The 21,580-nt window shown below is 43.8% G+C and carries 16 protein-coding genes; 10 read left to right on the top strand and 6 right to left on the bottom strand.

Features of this window, described 5'->3' with window-relative positions; genetic code table 11:
- Positions 1-111: 111 nt before the first annotated feature.
- Positions 112-1,203 carry a glycosyltransferase family 4 protein gene (locus BW980_RS00145; RefSeq protein ID WP_076452960.1) on the top strand — a complete coding sequence of 364 codons (1,092 nt, stop codon included), beginning with the start codon at positions 112-114 and terminating at the stop codon, positions 1,201-1,203.
- Here BW980_RS00145 and BW980_RS00140 read toward each other — a convergent pair.
- The 5 genes from BW980_RS00140 to BW980_RS00120 all read right to left on the bottom strand — a co-directional run bounded on the left by BW980_RS00140 (position 1,184) and on the right by BW980_RS00120 (position 7,136).
- The gene (locus tag BW980_RS00140; RefSeq protein ID WP_139327561.1) at positions 1,184-2,344 is read right to left on the bottom strand and encodes a hypothetical protein; all 1,161 of its coding nucleotides are present in this window, start codon (positions 2,342-2,344) and stop codon (positions 1,184-1,186) included. The two genes, BW980_RS00145 and BW980_RS00140, sit on opposite strands and share 20 nt — an antisense overlap.
- Before the next feature lie 141 nt (positions 2,345-2,485).
- Entirely contained in the window at positions 2,486-3,550 is a 1,065-nt protein-coding gene (locus BW980_RS00135; protein ID WP_083690308.1) for a glycosyltransferase family 2 protein, read from the bottom strand.
- Positions 3,551-3,827: 277 nt separating this feature from the next.
- Positions 3,828-4,796: a polysaccharide deacetylase family protein gene (locus BW980_RS00130; RefSeq protein WP_076452958.1), complete on the bottom strand. Its 969-nt coding sequence runs from the start codon at positions 4,794-4,796 to the stop codon at positions 3,828-3,830.
- Between the two features lies 1 nt (position 4,797).
- A complete protein-coding gene (locus BW980_RS00125; protein WP_076453740.1) occupies positions 4,798-6,132 on the bottom strand; it encodes an NAD(P)/FAD-dependent oxidoreductase in 1,335 nt (444 codons plus the stop codon).
- 5 nt (positions 6,133-6,137) lie between these two features.
- Positions 6,138-7,136, bottom strand: a complete 999-nt coding sequence (locus BW980_RS00120; RefSeq protein WP_076452957.1) for an NAD-dependent epimerase/dehydratase family protein — start codon at positions 7,134-7,136, stop codon at positions 6,138-6,140.
- Between the two features lie 394 nt (positions 7,137-7,530).
- On the opposite strand from BW980_RS00120, the gene BW980_RS00115 reads away from it, so the two are divergent.
- From BW980_RS00115 to araA, 5 genes are all read left to right on the top strand, one after another.
- The gene (locus BW980_RS00115; protein WP_076452956.1) at positions 7,531-8,208 is read left to right on the top strand and encodes an NUDIX hydrolase; all 678 of its coding nucleotides are present in this window, start codon (positions 7,531-7,533) and stop codon (positions 8,206-8,208) included.
- A 99-nt stretch (positions 8,209-8,307) separates the two neighbouring features.
- Positions 8,308-10,002, top strand: a complete 1,695-nt coding sequence (locus tag BW980_RS00110) for a ribulokinase (RefSeq protein ID WP_076452955.1) — start codon at positions 8,308-8,310, stop codon at positions 10,000-10,002.
- Positions 9,995-10,699, top strand: a complete 705-nt coding sequence (locus BW980_RS00105) for an L-ribulose-5-phosphate 4-epimerase (RefSeq protein ID WP_076452954.1) — start codon at positions 9,995-9,997, stop codon at positions 10,697-10,699. Before BW980_RS00110 ends, BW980_RS00105 begins: the two co-directional genes overlap by 8 nt.
- Positions 10,700-10,726: 27 nt before the next feature.
- Entirely contained in the window at positions 10,727-12,292 is a 1,566-nt protein-coding gene (locus tag BW980_RS00100; RefSeq protein WP_076452953.1) for a solute:sodium symporter family transporter, read from the top strand.
- A gap of 20 nt (positions 12,293-12,312) precedes the next feature.
- On the top strand, positions 12,313-13,815 hold the full coding sequence (gene araA / locus BW980_RS00095) for an L-arabinose isomerase (RefSeq protein ID WP_076452952.1): 1,503 nt from the start codon (positions 12,313-12,315) through the stop codon (positions 13,813-13,815).
- 8 nt (positions 13,816-13,823) lie between these two features.
- On the opposite strand, the gene BW980_RS00090 is transcribed toward araA, so the two are convergent.
- A complete protein-coding gene (locus BW980_RS00090; protein WP_139327560.1) occupies positions 13,824-15,017 on the bottom strand; it encodes a hypothetical protein in 1,194 nt (397 codons plus the stop codon).
- A 202-nt stretch (positions 15,018-15,219) separates the two neighbouring features.
- Here BW980_RS00090 and BW980_RS00085 point away from each other — a divergent pair, with 202 nt between their 5' ends.
- From BW980_RS00085 to BW980_RS00070, 4 genes are all read left to right on the top strand, one after another.
- On the top strand, positions 15,220-18,363 hold the full coding sequence (locus BW980_RS00085; protein ID WP_217694782.1) for a DUF1553 domain-containing protein: 3,144 nt from the start codon (positions 15,220-15,222) through the stop codon (positions 18,361-18,363).
- A 9-nt stretch (positions 18,364-18,372) separates the two neighbouring features.
- A complete protein-coding gene (locus BW980_RS00080) occupies positions 18,373-19,851 on the top strand; it encodes a DUF1501 domain-containing protein (RefSeq protein ID WP_076452949.1) in 1,479 nt (492 codons plus the stop codon).
- Between the two features lie 5 nt (positions 19,852-19,856).
- Positions 19,857-20,924, top strand: a complete 1,068-nt coding sequence (locus BW980_RS00075; RefSeq protein WP_076453739.1) for a twin-arginine translocation signal domain-containing protein — start codon at positions 19,857-19,859, stop codon at positions 20,922-20,924.
- 119 nt (positions 20,925-21,043) lie between these two features.
- The gene (locus BW980_RS00070) at positions 21,044-21,580 is read left to right on the top strand and encodes a RidA family protein (RefSeq protein WP_076452948.1); all 537 of its coding nucleotides are present in this window, start codon (positions 21,044-21,046) and stop codon (positions 21,578-21,580) included.

The raw sequence follows: 21,580 nt of genomic DNA, 5'->3' as shown, positions 1-21,580 counted from the left end.
GTTTATGTTGTATGATAAATTTCTATAAAAAAACTGTAGTGATTGATTTGTAGTGTGTTATTTTCACGCTGGCAAAGGAATTATGTGTAAACTTTAGTTTGAAAAAATGACATGCGGATAGATTTTGTAATTAGCAACTTAGGGAGTGATGGGGCACAAAGGGTTGTAGCTACATTGGCAAATTATTTTTCTGAAAAAGGGCATAAAATTCGAATAATTACTTTTAGGGAAGGGGATAGATATCAATTAAATCCCTCTGTGGAACGGGTAAGATTGCACGATACTCTTATGATTTTTGACTCTAATTTGGTTCGTGCAGCATGGCATTTAAGCGATTTCTACAGAAAAAAGTCTAATAGACCTGATATTATTAGCTCGCATATTCACACTATGGGTTTGGTCACTATACCCATTTCTCGGTTATATGGAATCAAATTAGTGGTTTCGGAACATAATAATTTCCAAGCTACTAAAGTCTCTTTGAAAAAAAGGATTCTATGGGATTTCTTATATAGGTTTCCTGATACCGTTACGATCCTTACCTCTTTTGATAAAGCCTTTTTTGAAAAGAGAAACAAAAATGTGATTGTCATGCCCAACCCTTTATCGTTCGAGCCGAGTTTAGGATTAGAGGACAGGAGCGATAAGACCATAGTTGTAGCTGGTAATCTTGACCGATTTCATCATAAGGGTTTTGACAATCTGATGTATATAGTGGCCGGTGTTGTAAAGAAACACGCGGATTGGCAATTTAAAATTGTTGGGGATGGAGCAAAAGGCTTGTCTATTCTTCGGGCTAAAGCTGAAGAATTGGGGGTTGCGGAAGCGATTGAATTTGCGGGGTACAGATCTGATATAAAAGAGATTTTGCAGACATCTGAAATCTTTATGTTGTGCTCGAGATATGAAGGGTTACCCATGGTTTTGATGGAAGCCGCTTCCCAAGGGATTGCCTGTATTGCGTACGATTGTATTTCCGGTCCTTCGGAGATAATTCAAGACGGAAGATCGGGGCTATTGGTCAATAATCAAGATGTAGATGATATGGTTCGGAAAACGAACATTCTAATCGAGAATAGGACTTTGAGAAAAGAATTGGGCCAAAATGCTACAAAAGATGTAGAGAAATTCTCGATAGATAAAATTGGTCAGAAATGGCAAGATATTTTTAATCGGCTCGTTCCTAATTCGTTCCAAAATTAATCTCGATTTTTAAAACCCGGGTATATACATAGCTGAAAAATAAGATGAGCATCGGGGCCATGATCACAAAGTTTCTTGCCCGGCCGTCTAGGAGTATGATACCTCCTGCATAGATAAGACTAAAAACCATTAGTGCTTGTATAGCAAAGGGAAAGTTTTTTCGGGCAACAAAAAATGGGTATAAGCTTAGCATCCAAAGAAATATTAAAAAGACATTCGGAAGCATAAAACCATAAGTATTGAGGTTTTGCGATCTATATGAAAAGGGGTAGTGCAAGGTGAAGCGTCCCACATTGGCCACTGTATTTTTTAAATATTTGAGAGGGTGGGCTTTCATGTTTTCTATTGCGGCGGCTTTAAAGGCGCTATCTCGTTCGATATGGCTCATTGGTCCTATCGATAGGTAAAAGTCCCTGTGGTTTTTTGATAGCTCACTTAAATCGCGATAAACCTTGGAGGAAGGTTTGTAGTTGGGGTCTTGTCCGTTGAGCACATCTTCTTCAGAGAACCAGTTTCCCAATTCGTTTTCAAATGGGGTAGATCGGTGATATAGAATTTCACCTCCGCCAGTGCCCACATACAGCATCTTTCCTGTTAAGCTATAAGCATAAAACAAGTAAGGGGTAATGAACAAAAAGCCGCCACAAAGGACCAAGATTGATTTTTTGGTTTCATGGTTTCGCTTCCATACGGAAACGACCCCCAAAATGAAAAAGCTCGCTAAAATAACTTGTAGGTATATGATTTTGGTCAAGACCAAAAAACCAAGGTAGACAGAAGCTATGGCTATCTGTTTCCAGTCGAATTGCTTTGTAAGGCATACTTTGCAATAGTGATAGACCAAGCCGCAAAAAGTAAAATAAGCTAAGGGTTCCGAATAGAGCAAGGGAACATATCTTATAATGGGGGGGTAAAGCCCTAACATATACACAAAGACAAGACTAAAACGGCTTTTTGTAAAAAGGTCGATGGTTTTTTTGAAATATACGAGGGCCAAAAAAAGCAATAGCGCATTTACAAGTTTGGCCCCAATAAAACCCATATCCAATGCCACAAAGGGGGCAAGTATCATGGGATAGCCCGGTCCGTTTCTAAAGCTAGGGTTGTCTGCGTTCTCATAAAACCCCTGACTTATATTCAACGCATAATGGTAATGTCTGCTTTCGTCACCGAAAAAATCGTTCGACGAGAAAATGAAAACAACAGCTATATAAACTACTAACAGGGGTAATAGTCGAATTATATTTTGGAGTATCAATGGTTTGTGCATATGAACAAAACTCTAGTTTCCTTTAGTTTTTCTTAGAATGGCCGAATTTAAATGAAATAGCTCATCAAAATACCTTTTCTTTTGCAACGATATAAAGCCAAGTCCTAATAATTGTATGGAAATGATCATGGTAGTACCTCCAACGATGAATGAGTAAGGCCGTTGTCTAAAGACTTCCGATACTGCCAGGGAAAAACGATTTTCAAAACCTTGTGCCATTTCGGCCGTCATAGGGTATACATTATAGGTGTTGATGAAAATCCAGATGATAATATATAGCGATAATATAAAAATCGTCAATCCCAAAACCCAAAAAAACATGTACGGCCTGAACATAAAGCTATTGGCCAATCCATTGAATATGCCCATGACAATACGCAGACTCGATGTACGTACCTTGCCCATTTTTTTTTGTTCCGACCAATCGAGGTGGGCGGGTATTTCAACCACACGTGCCCGTAAGATATAGGCCTTAAGGATAATTTCGGAGTTAATGTCGAAGGTGCTCGATTTGGTATTTAAAGACCGTATAAAATTCCCCTGATATGCTCTTACCATACCGGTAAAGGTGTATATATTCAGTCGTGATGCTTTGCGCATCATAAAGTTTACCGTTTTGCTGAGCAAAAGTCTTAATAAGGGTACATCGGTGTTTTTGCCGCCTTTCATATAAGGAGATGCGATTACCATATCCGCTTGGGTAGTCTCTATCTCAGACAAGAGCTTTCCAATATGGTCTGGGGAATAGCTGAGGTCGATATCCAATACTATAACATAATCGCCCTTACTGTGTTGAAACCCTGTTCTTAAAGCCGTGCCTAGGTTTCTATTCACAATGTGGTGATAGGCCCTTAAATTGCTTATCGATTCGGCCAATGAATCGGCTATGGCCTTGGTTTTGTCCGTGCTTCCATCATTTATGATTAGAACTTCCCACAGGTATGAATTATCAAGTGTTTGCAAATAATCGTATAAAAGCGATACGTTTTTTTCTAGTATGGCTTCTTCATTAAATGCGGGCAAGATAATAGAAACAAGGGGCTTTTCTTTACCGTTCTTGCTGATTGTCTGTGTCATTTAGGTCGTTTGGTTTTGATAAGCGTTTCGGTTGCACGGTGCTGTAGGTAATCTTGTGTTGGCCGTACGGTTTAAACGGCTAAACGACAAATTGTACCCTGGTAAATAGGTTTTTCGAAACACAAAACTAGTGTCAACTACTTCAAAATTATTAAAATTAAAGACTATCTCGGCATGAAGGGCGTTAAAGCGGGCACTAGTATCGACCAATCTGCCGGAGTATGGTAATTAACGTAATAAAAATAGTCGCTTTATGTGGTGTTTTTGTTTTCTGGAATCAGTTTTTAGGTACGGTCACATTTTTTAGATTACCCTTGGCAAGTATACTCTCTACATGGCCGTTCATGTCGGTCAAAGTAAAATGCTTCCCAAGTTTTTTCATCACTTTTTTGAAAATGAGCACTTTTCTGTCACTGGAAATATTCATTCCGGGGAAAAAGGCCAAACTGGTAATCTGGTCCCCTCCGATCAAATCGAGTGGATGTAACAAAAAACTAGGTTGGGTCTTGGTAATTTTACATAAGAAAATGGCTATGTTTAGGTACAGGATCATCAAATGGCTAGAGATGTTGCTAATGTAAAGAAGATAGCTAAGGTGAAAAGGTATCCGAAATACCGGCATGGTCGTCACCGGTATTTCCAATAGCTGCTGATCTTTTTTAGTTTTCCACAGGTAGGGTTTTAACTTTTTGAATCCATCCGAGAATTTTCCAAAGATTTCCTTTCGATCTTCCTTCTCTTCTTTTGAAAGATTACTGGTGCTAAAATAGTACAGCCGGGCCAAGGGCCCGATGACGGTCGGCAGGGTTGAGGCGTCATAAACGTATCCTTTGTCGGCAAGTACTTCGAGCAAGGTAGGACTCCAACTAAACCCTGGCCCCCTGAAGCCTGTGGGGGATTTTCCGGTAACCTTTTCGATGATATTATGCGCCTTGTCTATTTCAGCCGTCATTTCTTCTCTAGAGTAGAGGTGAAGCCATGTTTCATGTACAAAAGAGTGGTTTCCTATGTCATGACCGGCCTCTGCAATATCCCGTAGATATTTGTGGTTTTTATCAAAAGCCGCATCTTGACCAACGATAAAAAAAGTGATTTTCAAGTTTAGCTCATCCAAAACTTTCAGAACATGGGGCACAAAAATATCGAGGTAAGAAGGGTAGCTTTCCCAGCCCTCTTCACCATGAATCTTCATGTAAGACCATTGGTTGTCCATGTCCAGTGAAAGACTCAAATAGGGTTTACTCATATTATTGGGCTATGCTTTTTTCAGGATATGATTCTATATCGCTTTTGAAACTCTTCATGAATTTTTCTACATGTGTAACTACCGAATTGTTGTTTACCGACTCGCTCACAAATTGCGAAGTGTTAAGAACATAAAAATCGGGATGGGGTGTGTTCACTTTTGGAACGATTTCAGAGTAATTTAGTACCTGCATAGGTTGCACCTTAAATGCTCGGTGTACGTGAGATGAAATCATATCGGCCTCATCAAATTCTGGGTAAAGGTATTTAACGCCCTTTAGAAAGTCTGCTGTAATTTCTTCATCCGATTTTGACCAAAGCTCATTGTCTTGACCAACATATTTTGGAAAATACGTAATGTGTTGGTTAGCGGTTTCCTCTAAATCTACAAGGGAACTCATGCCGATTACTCCTGTGAACGGGGTGTCATTGTCTCCTATATTTAGCACGTAAAACGGGGTGATCGGTTTTTTTGTGACCAGAATAAGGCAGACCACGCCGAGGTAATCTATAGGTTTGGTACTCTTCGAGATGTTATAGAGTTCAGGAGCGGTGACCTTTTCCATTACGTTTAACGGGGAGGTAAATACTACCTTGTCAAAATGTTCGGTAGTGCCATTGTAGCTAATGTTCATTCCTCCGTTAGGATCGGGGGATATATTTTCCACTTTGCTGTCTAAAAGCAAATCTGAACCTTTCTGTTTTAGATTTTCTTCGAGACGGTCAAAAATGGTCTTGTATCCACCATTAACGTAGGCCATATGCTCTTTTTTAGAAGCAGAGCTACGAGCCTTGAACAATCTCTTGATGTAAGTCCAGATAAAGACAGCCGAAACCTTTTTGTGATTTTCTCCTAATTTAGCGTGCAACATAGGGGCCCAGAATTTGTCATAGGTCTTTTTGCCACCAAGTTTAATAAGCCAATCGGTTACATGGATTTTTTCAAGTGATTTCCAATCGTCGGTTCTGGAACCTTTTAATATGGTGTAACCTAACCTCATTTTATCAATTGGGCCAAGAAGCGGAAATAACAAAAATTCAAGGGAGCTACTTACGGAGTGGAATTTTTTGTTCTCGTAGAACCCCGTAAGCGACCGTCGCCATTGTATTTGTTTCTCTAGCCCTATTTCTGTAAGGAAGTCGATTAAATCGGTATCTGTAGGTGTAATGGCGTGGTAAAACTTATCCCAAGTGAAATCACCATAGTTGTGATATGTAGAGAGGCCGCCAGGTAAAGAGTCGCGCTCTATTACTTTAACGGTGGCATTAGTGGTGGTTGAAATCTTATGGGCTAAAACAAGGCCCATAAAACCTCCTCCTACTATAGCTATTTTCATAAAAATTATACTTTTTGTAAAGAAACGTTTTTCTGCCAATCAAATGTAATTCGTAGGCCCTCCTCTAAAGAAGTCTGTGCCTTGATGCCCAATATTTTTTCGGCTTTTCTAGTGTCGGGCACGCGACGCATAACATCTTGGTATTTACGGCCTGCCGATATTTCGTTATATGGAATCAATTTGATTTTAGATGTGGTAGGCTCGTCCGATATGCGCTTTAGCATATTGGCCAGTTCAATAATGGTGATTTCCTGATTGGCCCCAATGTTGAAGATTTCACCGTTGGCCTCCGGTTTCATGGTAGCGGCATAAATTCCCGCTACGGTGTCGTCAACGAAGGTAAAGGTTCTAGTCTGCATTCCGTCCCCATGTATAGGGATTTCCTTATTGTTCAATATACAGTCAATGAAGACCGATTGCGGACCACCCCACCAAGAAAGGTTTTGGTTTGGACCGTAAGAACCGAAAAATCGCAAGATAACGACCGGAAAGTCATAATCTTCCATATAGGCCAAGGCTAAATGTTCGTCAAAAAGCTTTGAAACAGCATAGGCCCATCGCGGTACTTTTGAGTCACCTATAAGACAGTTGCCGTCTTCCTTGAACGGGATATCCGGACTCATGCCGTATACGTCTGAAGTTGAGGCTAAAACAAATTTACATTTTAGTTTTCTGGCCAGTTCGAGCATGTTTTCGCTACCCTTGGTGTTGATCTTTAAAGTATCGACCGCATTGCCGTATCGTGGTATTTTAAAAGCGGCCAAATGGACGATAACATCAAAGTCGTCGTCTAAATTGTCAATTAAGGTTTTGTCTAGTACATCACCCTTTATAAAATGGAAGTTTTGATGGTCAAGGCTTTTTTCAATATTGTCGAGTGTACCCATCGATAAATTATCGATACCTACAACTTCATGGCCTTGGCTCAAACATTTTACTAAAAAGTTAGAGCCTAAAAAACCAGCTACACCGGTAATGAGAATTTTCTTTTTCTCCGTAATCATATGGTTAGGTTTGATTGAAAGAAATATGGAAATGGTTTAGGGTGTGCAAGATACCCCAATAAAACAGGTTGGTAAAATGGGTTTTCCGTGTTTGGTGGATAAAAAGAGACCTAATATCGAAAATTTATGGGCGGATTCTATTTCGAAGGCGTTTTTCCGAAAAATCCGTCCAGTATGGTCATGATTTTAATGAGCGTGAAATGCACCGAAACTGTTGGTGAAAAGGTGGGGGTAAATTGAAAAGTGACATTGCGCCTTCTTTGTTACGGTATGTAGGGCAGGAGCTAATCGATGAAAGTCCGTGTAAGATAGATTTGAAAACGTTAGAGATACACTTATACCCGATTTGTTTATGTATTTTTGAAGGAAGCGTTAACTATTATTTAAGTTTAAAATGGACAGAACATATAAAGATATACAGCAAATAACGCTGGCCGTAGATTGTATCATATTCGGTTTTAATGATAATAGATTGGAGGTGCTATTGGTGCACAGGGGATTTGAGCCCGAAAAGGATAGATGGTCCCTTATGGGTGGTTTTGTGGGCAATCACGAAGATTTAGACGATGCGGCCAATCGAATCTTAAAAGACTTGTCCGGTCTTGAGGATGTCTATATGGAACAGGTAAGGACCTTCGGGAAGGCCAAACGTGATCCCTATGAGCGCGTGGTGTCGACTACCTACAGTGCATTGATCTTAAAGGAGAAATACAATAAAGAACTGATAGAGGAGTATCGGGCCAAATGGTTTCCCATAGATGAACTCCCCGATCTTATTTTTGATCATAAGGAAATGGTAGAGTCGGCCATTCGACGGCTTCAAAGACGGGTGCGAACCTTTCCTATTGTGTTCAATCTGCTTCCGGAGAAGTTCACCCTGCCCCAGTTGCAAAAGTTGTACGAAGGTATTTTTCAGGAGGAAATGGACAAGCGCAACTTCCGGAAAAAACTGGCGACAATGGATTTTCTCGTAAAACTCAACGAAAAGGATATGTCGGAGTCAAAAAAAGGGGCATTTCTATACCGTTTTGACGAAAAAAAATACGCTAAATCAAAAAACTTTACAATTTAGGTAATAAGTGTTTTTGAAACACTTGTAAAAAGTTCTATATTAGTCTCTTTTTCAAGGGTGGTTTTTACTTGGTCTGCCTAAATTTTAAAGATAATATGAATGAAGTCATCAACCACCTATAGCCTCGGCTTAGATTTTGGTTCGGATTCGGTCCGGGCCCTATTGGTCAATACGCAAACGGGCGAAGAGCTTGCTACTGCCGTACATTACTATAAGCGATGGAAGGAGGGCCAATACTGTAGTCCTTCCGAAAACCGTTTCCGCCAGCATCCCCTGGATTATATCGAGGGTATAGAAGCTACAGTCAGGTCCGTGGTGGCCCAAGTAGGCCCGGAGATTGCCGCACAGATAGTCAGTATAGGCGTTGATACTACGGGAAGTACACCTGTAGCGGTCGATGCCACCGGAACTCCCTTGGCCCTTTTGGAAGGCTTTCAAGAGAATCCCAATGCCATGTTCGTACTGTGGAAAGACCATACGGGCATTCAGGAAGCGCAGGAAATCAACGAACTGTGCACAAAATGGGATGTCGATTATTCACAATATGAAGGCGGCATCTATTCCTCCGAATGGTTCTGGAGCAAGATATTACATGTGTCTAGAGCCGATGCCGCGGTACACAAGGCCGCCTATTCTTGGGTGGAGCATTGTGACTGGGTACCATTTCTGTTGACCGGAGGCGAAGATGTGCGACAAATGAAACGCAGTAGATGCGCTGCAGGGCATAAGGCCCTTTGGCATGAAAGTTATAACGGATTGCCGCCCAACGAGTTTTTTGTGGCCCTTGATCCGCTTTTAGATGGACTTAGGGAGCGTCTGTTCGATAAAACCTACACTTCCGATGTTTCGGTCGGTAACTTGAGCGCTGCATGGGCCGAACGATTAGGGCTTTCCGAAAACCTTACGGTTTCCGTAGGGGCCTTCGATGCCCATATGGGGGCGGTAGGGGCGAAGATCGAACCTTACTATTTGACCAAGATTATGGGGACTTCCACTTGTGATGTCTTGGTAGCACCCGTAGAAGGTGAGGAAAAATTGGTCAAGGGAATATGCGGACAGGTAGATGGTTCCGTAATCCCCCAAATGTTAGGGCTTGAAGCGGGGCAATCGGCTTTCGGTGATATCTATGCGTGGTACCAAAGGGTATTGGCATGGCCCATTGAGGAATTGATCTCAAAGTCTGGCTTGATCGACGAGGCTACCAAAAGAAAATTGATAGAAGAGGCCCTTGGCAACCTCATTCCTGAGTTGAGCAATGCCGCAAGCAAGGAGCCCATAGGTGCATCGGGTGAATTGGCATTGGATTGGATGAACGGAAGAAGGACGCCTGATGCCAATCAGAACTTAAAAGGGGTCATTGCCGGGATCAACCTGGGCAGTACCTCGCCAAAAATATTTCGGGCATTGGTCGAGGCTTCGTGTTTCGGGGCCAAAAAGATAGTAGACCGCTTTCTCTCGGAAGGTATCCCCATTAAAGGGGTTATCGCCTTGGGCGGGGTGGCCAAAAAATCCCCCTTTATTATGCAAATGATGGCCGACGTGCTTAACATGCCCATCAAAGTGGTCGCTTCAGAGCAGGCCTGTGCCTTGGGGGCCGCAATCTTCGGTGCCGTAGCGGCCGAGGTCTATGGCAATGTTCCCGAAGCCATGGAGCGTATGGGAAGTGCCTTTGAGGTCGTTTACGAACCGAACCAGGCCAATGTGGGGGCTTATGCCGAGGTGTATGAAAGATACGGTCGGCTATGCGATACCATGGAAAAACATATCATGAACCAAATCAAGAACAATGGGTAAGTATTCATCGTTAAAAGAAGAGGCCTATGCGGCCAATATGCAATTGCCCGAATTGGGGCTGGTACTGTTTACCTTTGGCAATGCGAGTGCCGTTGATAGGGATAAGGGCGTGTTCGCCATAAAGCCTAGTGGTGTACCCTACGCCGAACTAAAGGTCGAGGATATGGTCATTTGCGATTTTGACGCCAAGATCGTGGAGGGTAAAATGCGACCTTCCTCCGATACCAAGACCCACGCCGTTCTTTACAAGGAATGGGATAAGATCGGGGGGGTGGTTCATACACATTCCACTTATGGGACCGCTTGGGCACAGGCCCTGCGTGATATTCCTATTTTTGGGACGACCCATGCCGACCATTTAATTTCCAATATTCCTTGTGCGCCACCCATGAAAGACGAGTATATTGCGGGCGATTATGAACATATGACGGGCTATCAGATTATCGATTGCCTAAAGGAAAGAGGCCTCGACTATAACGAGATCGGGATGGTACTGGTAGGGAGTCATGCCCCGTTTACTTGGGGTGCGACTGCGGCCAAGGCGGTTTATAATAGTGCCGTATGTGAAGAAGTGGCCAAGATGGCCCATTTGACCTTGCAGATAAACCCGAACGCTGCCCCTTTGAAGGAGGCCTTGAAAAAGAAGCATTTTGAGCGTAAACACGGTAAGGATGCCTATTACGGCCAAGGCTGTTAATTTTTAACTAACAAATATTGAATATATATGGGAATTGCATCATTTATCGGCTTTACGCTTCTCGTGGCCATCATAGCGTATTTGGCCACCCGAAAAACCGACGAAACCTCTTCCGATGGTTATTTTCTGGGAGGCCGTAGCCTTACCGGACCGGTTATTGCCGGCTCATTGCTCTTGACCAATCTATCGACCGAGCAGATCGTAGGTATGAACGGTATCGCCTATAGTGAAGGTATCCTTATCATGGCCTATGAAGTCTTGGCGGCCATAGCTATGGTGTTTACGGCCTTGGTATTGTTGCCCAGATACTTAAAGGGAGGTATTGCCACGATTCCCCAATTCCTTGAAAAGCGATATGGAAAATCGACAAAGACCTTGGTATCCCTTCTCTTTTTAGGAGGATATGCCATTTCCATGCTGCCTACCGTACTCTATTCAGGTGCCTTGGCCATCAATACAATGTTCGACTTGCCTGAAGCTATGGGCTTGGGAGAAGAGGGGGCCCTATGGGTCACCGTTTGGGGCATCGGCATCATCGGAAGTATCTATGCCATTTTCGGGGGACTGAAAGCGGTTGCAGTGTCCGATTCCATTAATGCCATTGGTTTGATCATCGGTGGTTCGCTCATCCCTATATTCGGATTGTTGTACGTGGGTGATGGAAGCCTGACTACCGGTATGAACGTGTTGACGACCAATTTCCCTGAAAAGTTCGATATCTTGGGGGGACCTGATTCTTCGGTGCCTTTCTGGACGCTTTTCACAGGTATGGTCATTGTAAACTTTTATTATTGGGGAACCAACCAGGCAATTATTCAAAGAGCACTTGGTGCCAAGAACTTACGTGAGGGGCAAATAGGCTTAAGCCTTGCCGCATTCGTGAAAATTTTAGGTCCTTTCATTGTAGTATTGCCGGGTATTATTGCTTTTCAAATTTTTAATGGTGAATTGACCAATGCGGACCAAGCCTATCCCATGGTGGTTAAAAAGGTGTTGCCAACCGCTTTTATCGGCTTTTTTGCAGCTGTTCTTTTTGGAGCTATACTTAGTTCTTTCAACAGTGCGCTCAATAGTTCGGTTACCTTGTTCGGACTTGACTTTTACAAAGAATATATCAATAGGGATGCTACCGAGAAACAGGTGGTAAAGGCAGGTAAGATCTTCGGGATGTTCCTTGCCATTATATCCATGGTCATCGCACCCTTGTTGTTCGGTGTCGAAGGGGGCATATTCAATTACCTCCAAGAATTGAACGGATCGTACAGTGTGCCGATCTTGGCCATTATCCTAGTGGGTTACCTTACCAAAAAAGTTCCGGGTATCGCAGCGAACATCGGTATTGTTTTCGCCGTGGTGACCTATTTGGTCACGCTTTATATCGTTAAACCAGACATTAGCTTCCTACATGTTATGGGCATTTTGTTCGTTTTGGTGGTGCTATTGATGTTCGTTATCGGCAAGTTTTGGCCAAGAGAGAGTGCGTATGTTCAGGTGTATACGGAGCAAGTGGATATAACCCCATGGAAATTTGCCAAGCCCGTTGGCTTTGTAATATGTTCCATTGTCGTGGGCATGTACGTGTATTTTTCTTAAGAATTAAAGTTTAAAAAATAATGATCGATTTAAGCAAGAACGAAATCTGGTTCGTAACGGGTAGTCAACATCTATACGGACCGGAAACCTTGGCCCAAGTAGCGGAACATTCTTCTGAAATCGCGAAACATTATAATGCCAACCCAACAATCCCGGTTAAAGTGATTTTTAAGCCTGTGGTAAAAACCCCCGGCGAGATTAGTGCTTTGTGCAAAGAGGCGAACAATACCGAAGCTTGTGTCGGATTGGTTATGTGGATGCACACCTTTTCGCCTGCAAAAATGTGGATAGCGGGACTACAGGCCCTTCAAAAACCTTTTTTGCACCTCCATACCCAGTATAACCGCGATATTCCGTGGAATGCGATAGATATGGATTTTATGAACCTAAACCAGTCGGCACATGGTGGTCGGGAATTTGGTTTTTTGGCCTCTAGGATGCGTTTGAACCGGAAGGTGGTGGTAGGGCATTGGCAAAATGAGGGCGTACGGCAAAAAGTGGCGAATTGGTGCCGCGTGGTCTCTGCCGTTGCCGATTCCAAAAGGATGAAGGTGGCCCGTTTTGGAGATAATATGCGCCAGGTAGCGGTCACAGAAGGCAACAAGGTTTCCGCCCAGATGAAATTTGGTTACGAGGTAAACGGTTACGGTGTAGGTGACCTGGTCCAGTATATCGACGGGATTTCCGAAAGGGAAATTGACACCTTGATACAGGAATATGGGGATACCTATACCATGGCGGCACAAATACAGTCCGATGGAAGTATGCGCAGTTCCTTAAGGGATGCGGCCCGTATAGAATTGGGTATGCGCGCTTTTCTAGAGGAGGGCGGTTATACCGCTTTTACGGATACCTTTGAGGATTTACATGGAATGAAACAATTACCGGGTATAGCAACACAAAGACTAATGGCCAGCGGTTATGGTTTTGGCGGCGAAGGCGATTGGAAGACCGCTGCATTGGTGCGCACCATGAAGGTTATGGGAGCCGGCCTCGAAGGCGGTAACAGCTTTATGGAAGACTATACCTATCATTTCGATCCTCAAAATACAACGGTACTTGGTTCCCATATGTTGGAGATATGTCCGTCGATTGCCAAGGACGATATTTCGTGTGAAATACATCCGTTGGGAATAGGGGGCAAGGAAGATCCTGTTCGCCTGGTCTTTAATGCCGGGGCGGGTAGGGCCTTAAACGCTTCTATTGTTGATATGGGGAATCGCTTTCGAATGTTGGTCAATTCGGTTGAAGCTATCGAAATCAAAAACGATATGCCTAAGCTTCCGGTGGCGCGTGTACTATGGGAGGCCAAGCCCGACTTACAGACCGCTGCTGCGGCATGGATTTATGGTGGTGGGGCTCATCATACTTGTTATAGTCAGAATATCGACGCAGAATCATTGGAGGACTTCGCGGAAATTATGGGTATCGAGTTTTTATTGATAGATGAAAAAACGGATCTCTATCGCTTTAAGCAAGAACTGCGTTGGAACGATGCTGCCTATGGCCTAAAAGGCATCTAGACCGAATCTTATTCGAGTTCTAGTGCCTTTACGTGAAGTATTTTAGAGCTAAGCTCCATCCGGTCTATACCGCTTACTTCCATAAAAACCTCAAAAAAACGGGGTATTTCCCCTAAATCGGTTTTCATTCGGGTTTCTAAGCGTTGGATCAAAACCGGATTGGTGAAGTTTTTCAAACTTTGTGATGCCCCCGTATCCCACAAACCAGTAAAAATGTATATGGTATTGTTGTTGGGACCGGGCGCTTTAATAATGATGGCATAGTCCTTATGGTAAGCCTCGGCATCTCCGCTAGGCTTATATATGGTGTCCGAGGCTTTTTGGGAAAAAGTATCCTCGACCGGATCGTAGCTTATGCTTGTTTTTTTGATGTAGTCTTTAAAAATACCCAAGGTTTTTGTCATTCCTACCACCATAAAATCATTTTCTGGAAGTTCTTTGGGACTAAAGCGTAAAATGGTACGTACGTTGAAATCTTTGTTTTTGGCGTTGAGTACTTTGCTCACGTCTTTTACCCATTCGATGCTGTTCCGTATTAAAAAACTGTACTCCATGGGTTCGTAAGCAAAACCTGGGACCTCAAATTGGGGAAGTGTATTGTAGAGTTGGCCTTCCGAATTGATAAGGGAGTTTCGGATTACTTTTTCTTTATGGATAGCGGTGTCTATCTCACGATAGATAAAAAGGTCGCCCAAAGCGAGTATCATCGGATTTTTAGAGTTAAAAATATCTTGCCATATATATGATTCGGCAAAGGGGTTTGCCTGTCGGTTTTCGCTCCATAATAACCAGTTTCCAATAAAAGATAGGGCCAGTAGGCAGCCAAGAAGAATCAGTAGAGGCTTTTTAGAGAGGAATTCTTTAGCGGCTTTAGGTTCTTTCTTTCTGTGTTCGAACTCGACCTTATAGCTTCCTTTGGGGATGCAGAGAAGAACGGGGTCTTTCAGGCCTTCCTTCTGATAATAGACTTTTAACTTTTTCCGAAGGTTGTAAATATATACTCGGATCAGTGTGCTCTGTGAAGGGTCGAATTCCTTTTTGGCGAAGATCTCGGTGGCAATGGTCGTTTCTTTTGGTACATCGTTTTCGAGGGTACATTGTACCAAGTACCGCAACAAATTGGCATAGGTTGTAGAGCTGCCGAACGACTTGCTCGAAATTATCTTGTTAACGTAATTGCCGTAATCCTTAGCGTTCATCACTTCAAAGAAGGAATTTTTTAAAGATAATTAAAATTATTAACAGTTAATAAAACTGTTTTTTAACGGATTAACAGTTAAAATCGAGGCGTATATTGATGAAAATTTCAAACCAATGCGATTTTTATCGAGACTAATTTTAACGCTCTGTTTGTTGTGTTTAAGCAGTTGCGGATGGAATGCACCTGAAGAAATCGAGGAAGCAATGACTCGTTTACCGGAGAAGGTGGATTTCAATTACCATGTAAAACCGATATTATCGGATAAGTGTTTTGCTTGCCACGGTCCGGATATGGCCAATCAAAAAGCAGGTCTTCGACTCGATATAGCCGAAAGTGCCTACGAGGCTTTAAGCGGGTCAGGGAAACATCCTATTGTTCCCCATCAACCAGGGGAAAGCGAAGTAGTGGCCCGAATTTTGTCCGATGACCCCGAGCTGAAAATGCCGCCGCCGGAATTTAACGTGGCCTTGAGCAAGAACGAAATTGCCACCCTTACCAAATGGATCGAGCAGGGAGCCGAATACAAACCGCATTGGTCGTTCATACCTCCTGAAAAGGAAGCGGCGCCAAAAGTAAAACATAAGGAATGGGCAAAGAACGACATTGATCGATTTGTGGTCGACAAATTGGAGGCCATGAACGTAGAGCCGTCAAAGAAAGCGGAAAAGGAACACTTGATCCGCCGCCTAAATTTTGATTTGATCGGCCTGCCACCTACGTTACGGCAAATCGAAGATTTTGTAAATGACACTTCTGCCAACGCATACGAAAAAGTGGTAGACCGGCTTTTGGCTTCTCCCGCCTATGGAGAGCGTATGGCTGCCGAATGGATGGATGTGGCCCGTTATGCGGATAGCGATGGCTATTTGGATGATAAACATCGCGATTTTAGTCCGTATAGGGATTGGGTGATAAAAGCCTTTAACGAGAACATGTCCTACGAGCAATTTGTAACATGGCAGTTGGCGGGAGATCTTGTTAAAAATCCATCTCAAGAAAGTATTTTGGCAACTGCCTTTAATCGTTTGCACAAAAAGAATTCCGAAGCGGGAATTGTCTTTGAGGAATACCGCGTAGAGTATGTGGCCGACAGGACCTTGTCGGTTGGAAAGGCATTTTTAGGCTTGAGTGTGGAATGTGCCAGATGCCACGATCATAAATATGACCCGATAAGTCAAAAAGACCATTATGAACTTTTTGCCTTTTTTAACAGTACCAACGAAATCGGAACCCCTGTTTATGGTCCGGGACAAGTGCCGGGACCTTCACTCTTACTGACTAACGATGAGGAAAAGAAGGTGTTGGAGTTTATTGATAGGGATATTGATCAAACCAAAGAGCAATTGGCATCCGTTGAAAGGGAAACACCTGAGATAGTGAAGGCCTGGTCGAACCATCCTTCGGTGGTAGAGGCCGAAATACAAAAGGTGTTAGGGAAGGGACTGCAGGCCAGTTTAAATTTTGATTCGTTTGCGGCACGGGATGAAAAGTCGTACAACGTTCAAAACAGCGGAGGAAATAGGCAAACGGTTGCGGTGAGGGAACCTATAATAGAAGATGGACTGGAAGGAAAAGCTGTTTTCTTGGGAGATTATACTACACTGAGGATGCCCGATAAAATAGGTTGGTTCGACCAGTCCGATCCCTTTACGGTTTCCGTTGCCATTAAACCGGGTAGAAATTATGAAGAGGCCTCCATCTTTACGCATTGCGAAGAATCTAGACAGGGGTTGAAAGGCTATTCCATGCACTTGGAGGATAACCATCTCAAGTTTATCATTGCCCGTTCTTGGCCCTTTAATTCCATACAACTAAGAACCAAGGATCCCGTTCCCGAAAAGGAATGGCATACCGTAACCGTTTCCTATGATGGGCTGGGTAAAGCGGAAGGGGTGCATATCTATATTGATGGAAGAAAAGTACCGGTAGCGATTGAAATAGACAACTTGTACAAATCCATCCTGTTTAAGAAAAATTTACATAATTACGCATTCGGAGGTTTCAGGCTAGGAGTAAGTGGCAAGTTTAAATCCTTTAAAGACGGTGGGGTCGATAATCTTAAAATATACGAGCGACAATTATCCGATCTAGAAGTACTTTACAGCCTTTCCCCTCATAAGGCCATGGAGGAGGTAAAGAAAAAAAATGAAGCCTTATTGACCGATTTCTATTTTCAAAGCATCGATAAGGATGCGGAAACTACACGAAAAAAAATACAGGAACTGCGTAAAAAGCAGCTCGATGAGTTGGAGCCCATAAAGGAGATTATGGTGTTGGGCGATTTACCGGAGCCCAGGCCCACTTATATACTTGATCGTGGTATGTACGATGCCCCTACGGAAGAAGTACAGCCCGATGTGCCGGAAGTGGTTATGCCCTTTAATAAAGATTTGCCCCGAAACAGGCTGGGACTGACCCAATGGTTGTTCGATAAAAACAATCCTTTAACGGCACGGGTCTTTGTAAACCGTTTATGGCAAATGCACTTCGGTCAAGGCTTGGTGTCCACTTCCGATGATTTTGGAAACCAAGGCAATTTACCTTCGCACCCCGAATTATTGGATTGGTTGGCCGTAGAATTTATGGAGTCGGGTTGGGATATTAAAAAAATGCACAAGCTGATGGTGATGTCCGCTACCTACCAACAAAGCTCGGAACTTACTCCTGAATTGTTGGAAATGGATACGGACAATACTTGGTTGGCCCGAGGGCCGAGTAGACGTATGACCGCAGAAATGGTAAGGGACAATGCCTTGGCCATTAGCGGACTGTTGGTCCCTAAAATCGGAGGACCGAGTACCTATCCCTACCAACCTGAAGGACTGTGGGATGAAATCAGTAACAAACCTTGGCGCTACCGCTACAAGCAAGAACCGGGTGAAGGCTTGTACCGAAGGAGCCTTTATACCATCTGGAAGCGAACCTCCGCGCCGCCATCAATGCAAATTTTTGATGCTGGCGATAGAAGTGTGTGTACCGTTAAAAGAAGGGAGACCAGCACGCCTTTACAGGCCTTGGTCTTACTGAACGACCCCCAATTTATAGAGGCGTCATATATACTTGCCGAGCATCTTTTGGAGGAAAACAACGGCAATGCCGATATACAGTTGCAGAAGGCGTTTCAGTTGAGTACCGGAAGAAAGGCGCGACAAAAGGAAATGGCCGTATTGAAAAAATTTCTAGATGAAGAGCTGGAACGGTTTTCAGGGAAAAAGGAAGATGCCATAGCCTATTTGAATATGGGTGAGACCAAGATCAAGAGTGGCTCTGACCCGGTCAAGGTGGCCGCATTGGCCACGGTCATTAACGGAATTATGAATACAGCCGAAGGGTTTACCATACGATAAGACGAACTTATGAGAGATTTTCAAGAACAAAAGAAGTTTGAAGATACCCGCAGGGGCTTTTTAAAGAAGGCGTCCTTGGGTTTTGGTTCCATTGCCCTGTCAAGTCTATTGGGGCCTACCGAATCCTTTGCCAATGATTTATTGATGGCCAAAACCCCACCACTGGTCAACGCCAATGGGGGCGCATTGGGCGGAACCCATTTTCCGGCCAAGGCAAAACGGATTATTTATTTGTTTCAAAGCGGCGGGCCTTCCCAAATCGAGACGTTTGATTACAAACCGGCCTTGGAAAAATGGCACGGTCAGGAAATTCCCGATTCCGTAAGGGGAATGCAACGTAATTCGGGTATGGTGACTTCACAAAGTACCTTTCCTCTGGTGAAATCTATTTTCGATTTTAAGCAATACGGTGAATCGGGGGCTTGGGTGAGCGAGCTTTTTCCGCATACCGCCGGGGTGGTAGACGAACTTTGTATCATTAAATCAATGTATACCGAGGCTATCAACCATGAACCCGCCGTAATGTTTATGCAAACGGGATCACAGTTGAGCGGGAGGCCTTCAATCGGATCTTGGTTGAGCTATGGGCTTGGTAGCGACAATAAAGACCTGCCCAATTTTGTTGTGATGCTCTCTAAGGGAGGAGGTGCCCAGCCCTTGAGTTCGGCAGCCTGGGGTAATGGCTTTCTGGCTTCCCATCACCAAGGGGTCCAGTTTCGCTCCGGAAAGGATCCGGTATTGTATTTAAACAATCCACATGGGGTACACGAACACGACCGTAGACGGGCATTGGACCATATTTCGGAATTGAACAATCAGCAATATGATATCTGGAAAGATCCCGAAATCCAATCTAAAATTAATCAGTATGAAATGGCCTACCGTATGCAAAGTTCGGTGCCTGATGCCGTAGATACCTCTGATGAACCCGATCATATTTACGAGTTATATGGTGAAGATGCCAGAATTCCGGGGACCTATGCGGCCAATTGCCTGCAGGCAAGACGTCTGGCCGAAAAAGATGTGAAGTTTATACAACTGTACCATATGGGATGGGACCAGCATGGCGGACTTCCCAACGGTATAAAAAGACAGGCACTGGGTACCGACCAGGCCACCGCTGGTTTGATTACCGATCTAAAACAACGTGGACTCTTAGAAGATACCCTAGTGGTCTGGGGAGGGGAATTCGGTAGAACCAGCTTCTCCCAAGGTAGGCTTACGGCCGATAATTACGGAAGGGACCACCACCCAGGCTGTTTTACCATGTGGATGGCCGGTGCCGGGGTTAAAGCGGGCATGGTCTATGGCGAGACCGATGATTTTAGTTATAACGTTGCCCAAAATGGGGTACACGTACATGATTTTCAGGCTACTTTGTTGCATTTGTTAGGGGTAGACCATGAAAAGCTTACTTTTAAGCACCAAGGAAGAAGATACCGCCTGACCGACGTTCATGGTCATGTAGTGAAAGATATATTAGCATAATGCGTATGACAACGAGAAGAGACTTTATAAAAAAGACAGGTATGGGTACGGGAGGCGTTTTGGCCATGTCTTCAGTACCATTCTACATCAACAATCCGAAGGCAGACCTGAGCAAGGAAATTATTGGCCATGGAGATTTTAGGTATAGGGTAGAGGTCGGTTGGGGCGATCTAGATCCGAAAAAACATCCTGTCAATAATTGCCATGAAATGGTAATAGACAAAAAGGGCAGGGTTTTTATGCTTACCGACCATGCCAAGAACAATGTGTTGGTCTATAATAAATCGGGGGAGTTGTTGCACAGTTGGACCCTCAATTTGCCGGGTGCACATGGTCTGGGCATACACGAAGAAGGTGGCGCGGAATTTTTATACATCACCGACCCCTCTTTAGGGAGGGTCGTAAAGACCGATTTAGAGGGTAGGGTAGTACTAGAGGTGGCATCGCCCGTATCGACGGGAATTTACGGAGAGCACGCGCCGTTCAGGCCAACGGAAACCGCCATAGGTCCCAATGGGGATATCTATGTGGCCGATGGCTACGGTTCGCAATATATTTTACAGTACGATTCCAAGGGCAATTTCATTCGCAAATTTGGGGGAGATAGCTTTCTCTCCAAGGAAAAATTCAAACAAGCGCATGGGGTGGCCCTAGATAATAGAGACCCTTCAAACCCGACCTTGCTGTGTACGGCCCGCATAAAAAACTCGTTCAAACGCTTTTCCCTTGAAGGGGAATTCCTTGAAGATTATTATATGCCGGGACTTTTTGTGAGTCGGCCCGTTATCGATGGAGATAACGTATATTCAGGGGTTTGCTTCGGAATGGAAGAGGGCAATTATAATTTACAGGCGAACAAAGGCTTTGTCACGGTCTTGGACAAAGACAACAAAGTGGTCTCAAATCCTGGCGGCACGGAACCCACTTACGAGAACGGAAAATTGAAGCTAATGCTCCAAGATCGTCCCGTGTTTAAACACTGCCATGACGTATGTGTCGATGGGGATAAAAACCTTTACGTATGCCAATGGAACGCCGGTGGAGTCTACCCTTATAAGTTACATCGAGTTTAGAAACTGGTTTCATATTTGAAACTGGAAGCAGTCGGCTTATCGTTTGCTTTCTGTTTTTTAGGTGGTTAGGGAAAGTAAGAAATGCTTATCTTGTGCCTTTAAGATAGAATTTAGACGACATGAAAGCCCTTTCTTTAATTGCCTCGATTTTAGTTTTTACTACATTCAGCGCATTGGCCCAAAATGAGACCGGGTATGATCCGGAAGCAAGACTTTTGGAACTTGGTATAGAGCTATCGGAGCCTTCCGCACCTATGGCCAATTATGTAAATGCGGTACGTACCGGAAATCTTATCTTTTTGTCCGGAAAAGGTCCCACCAAAACCGATGGCAAAAATATTACGGGAAAGTTAGGGGCCGACCTTAGTATAGAAGAAGGTTATGAGGCGGCTAGGGTAACGGGCATCAATCAAATTTCGGTCTTAAAATCGGAGTTGGGCGACCTGAAAAAAGTAAAGCGTATCGTCAAGGTGCGCGGTATGGTAAACGCCGTTCCCGATTTTACCGATCAACCCAAAGTCATCAACGGATATTCAGATTTAATGGTAGCGGTCTTTGGTGAAAGGGGAAAACATGCACGTGCCGCCGTGGGCATGGGCTCCTTACCCGGTAATATTGCCGTGGAAGTAGAAATGGTGGTTGAGGTAGAAGATTAA

It is taken from the genome of Zobellia uliginosa, from assembly GCF_900156625.1.
Classification (GTDB): Bacteria; Bacteroidota; Bacteroidia; order Flavobacteriales; family Flavobacteriaceae; genus Zobellia; species Zobellia uliginosa.
The sequence above is the reverse complement of the archived record's forward strand: the minus strand, read 5'-3'. Positions and strand labels throughout refer to the sequence as shown.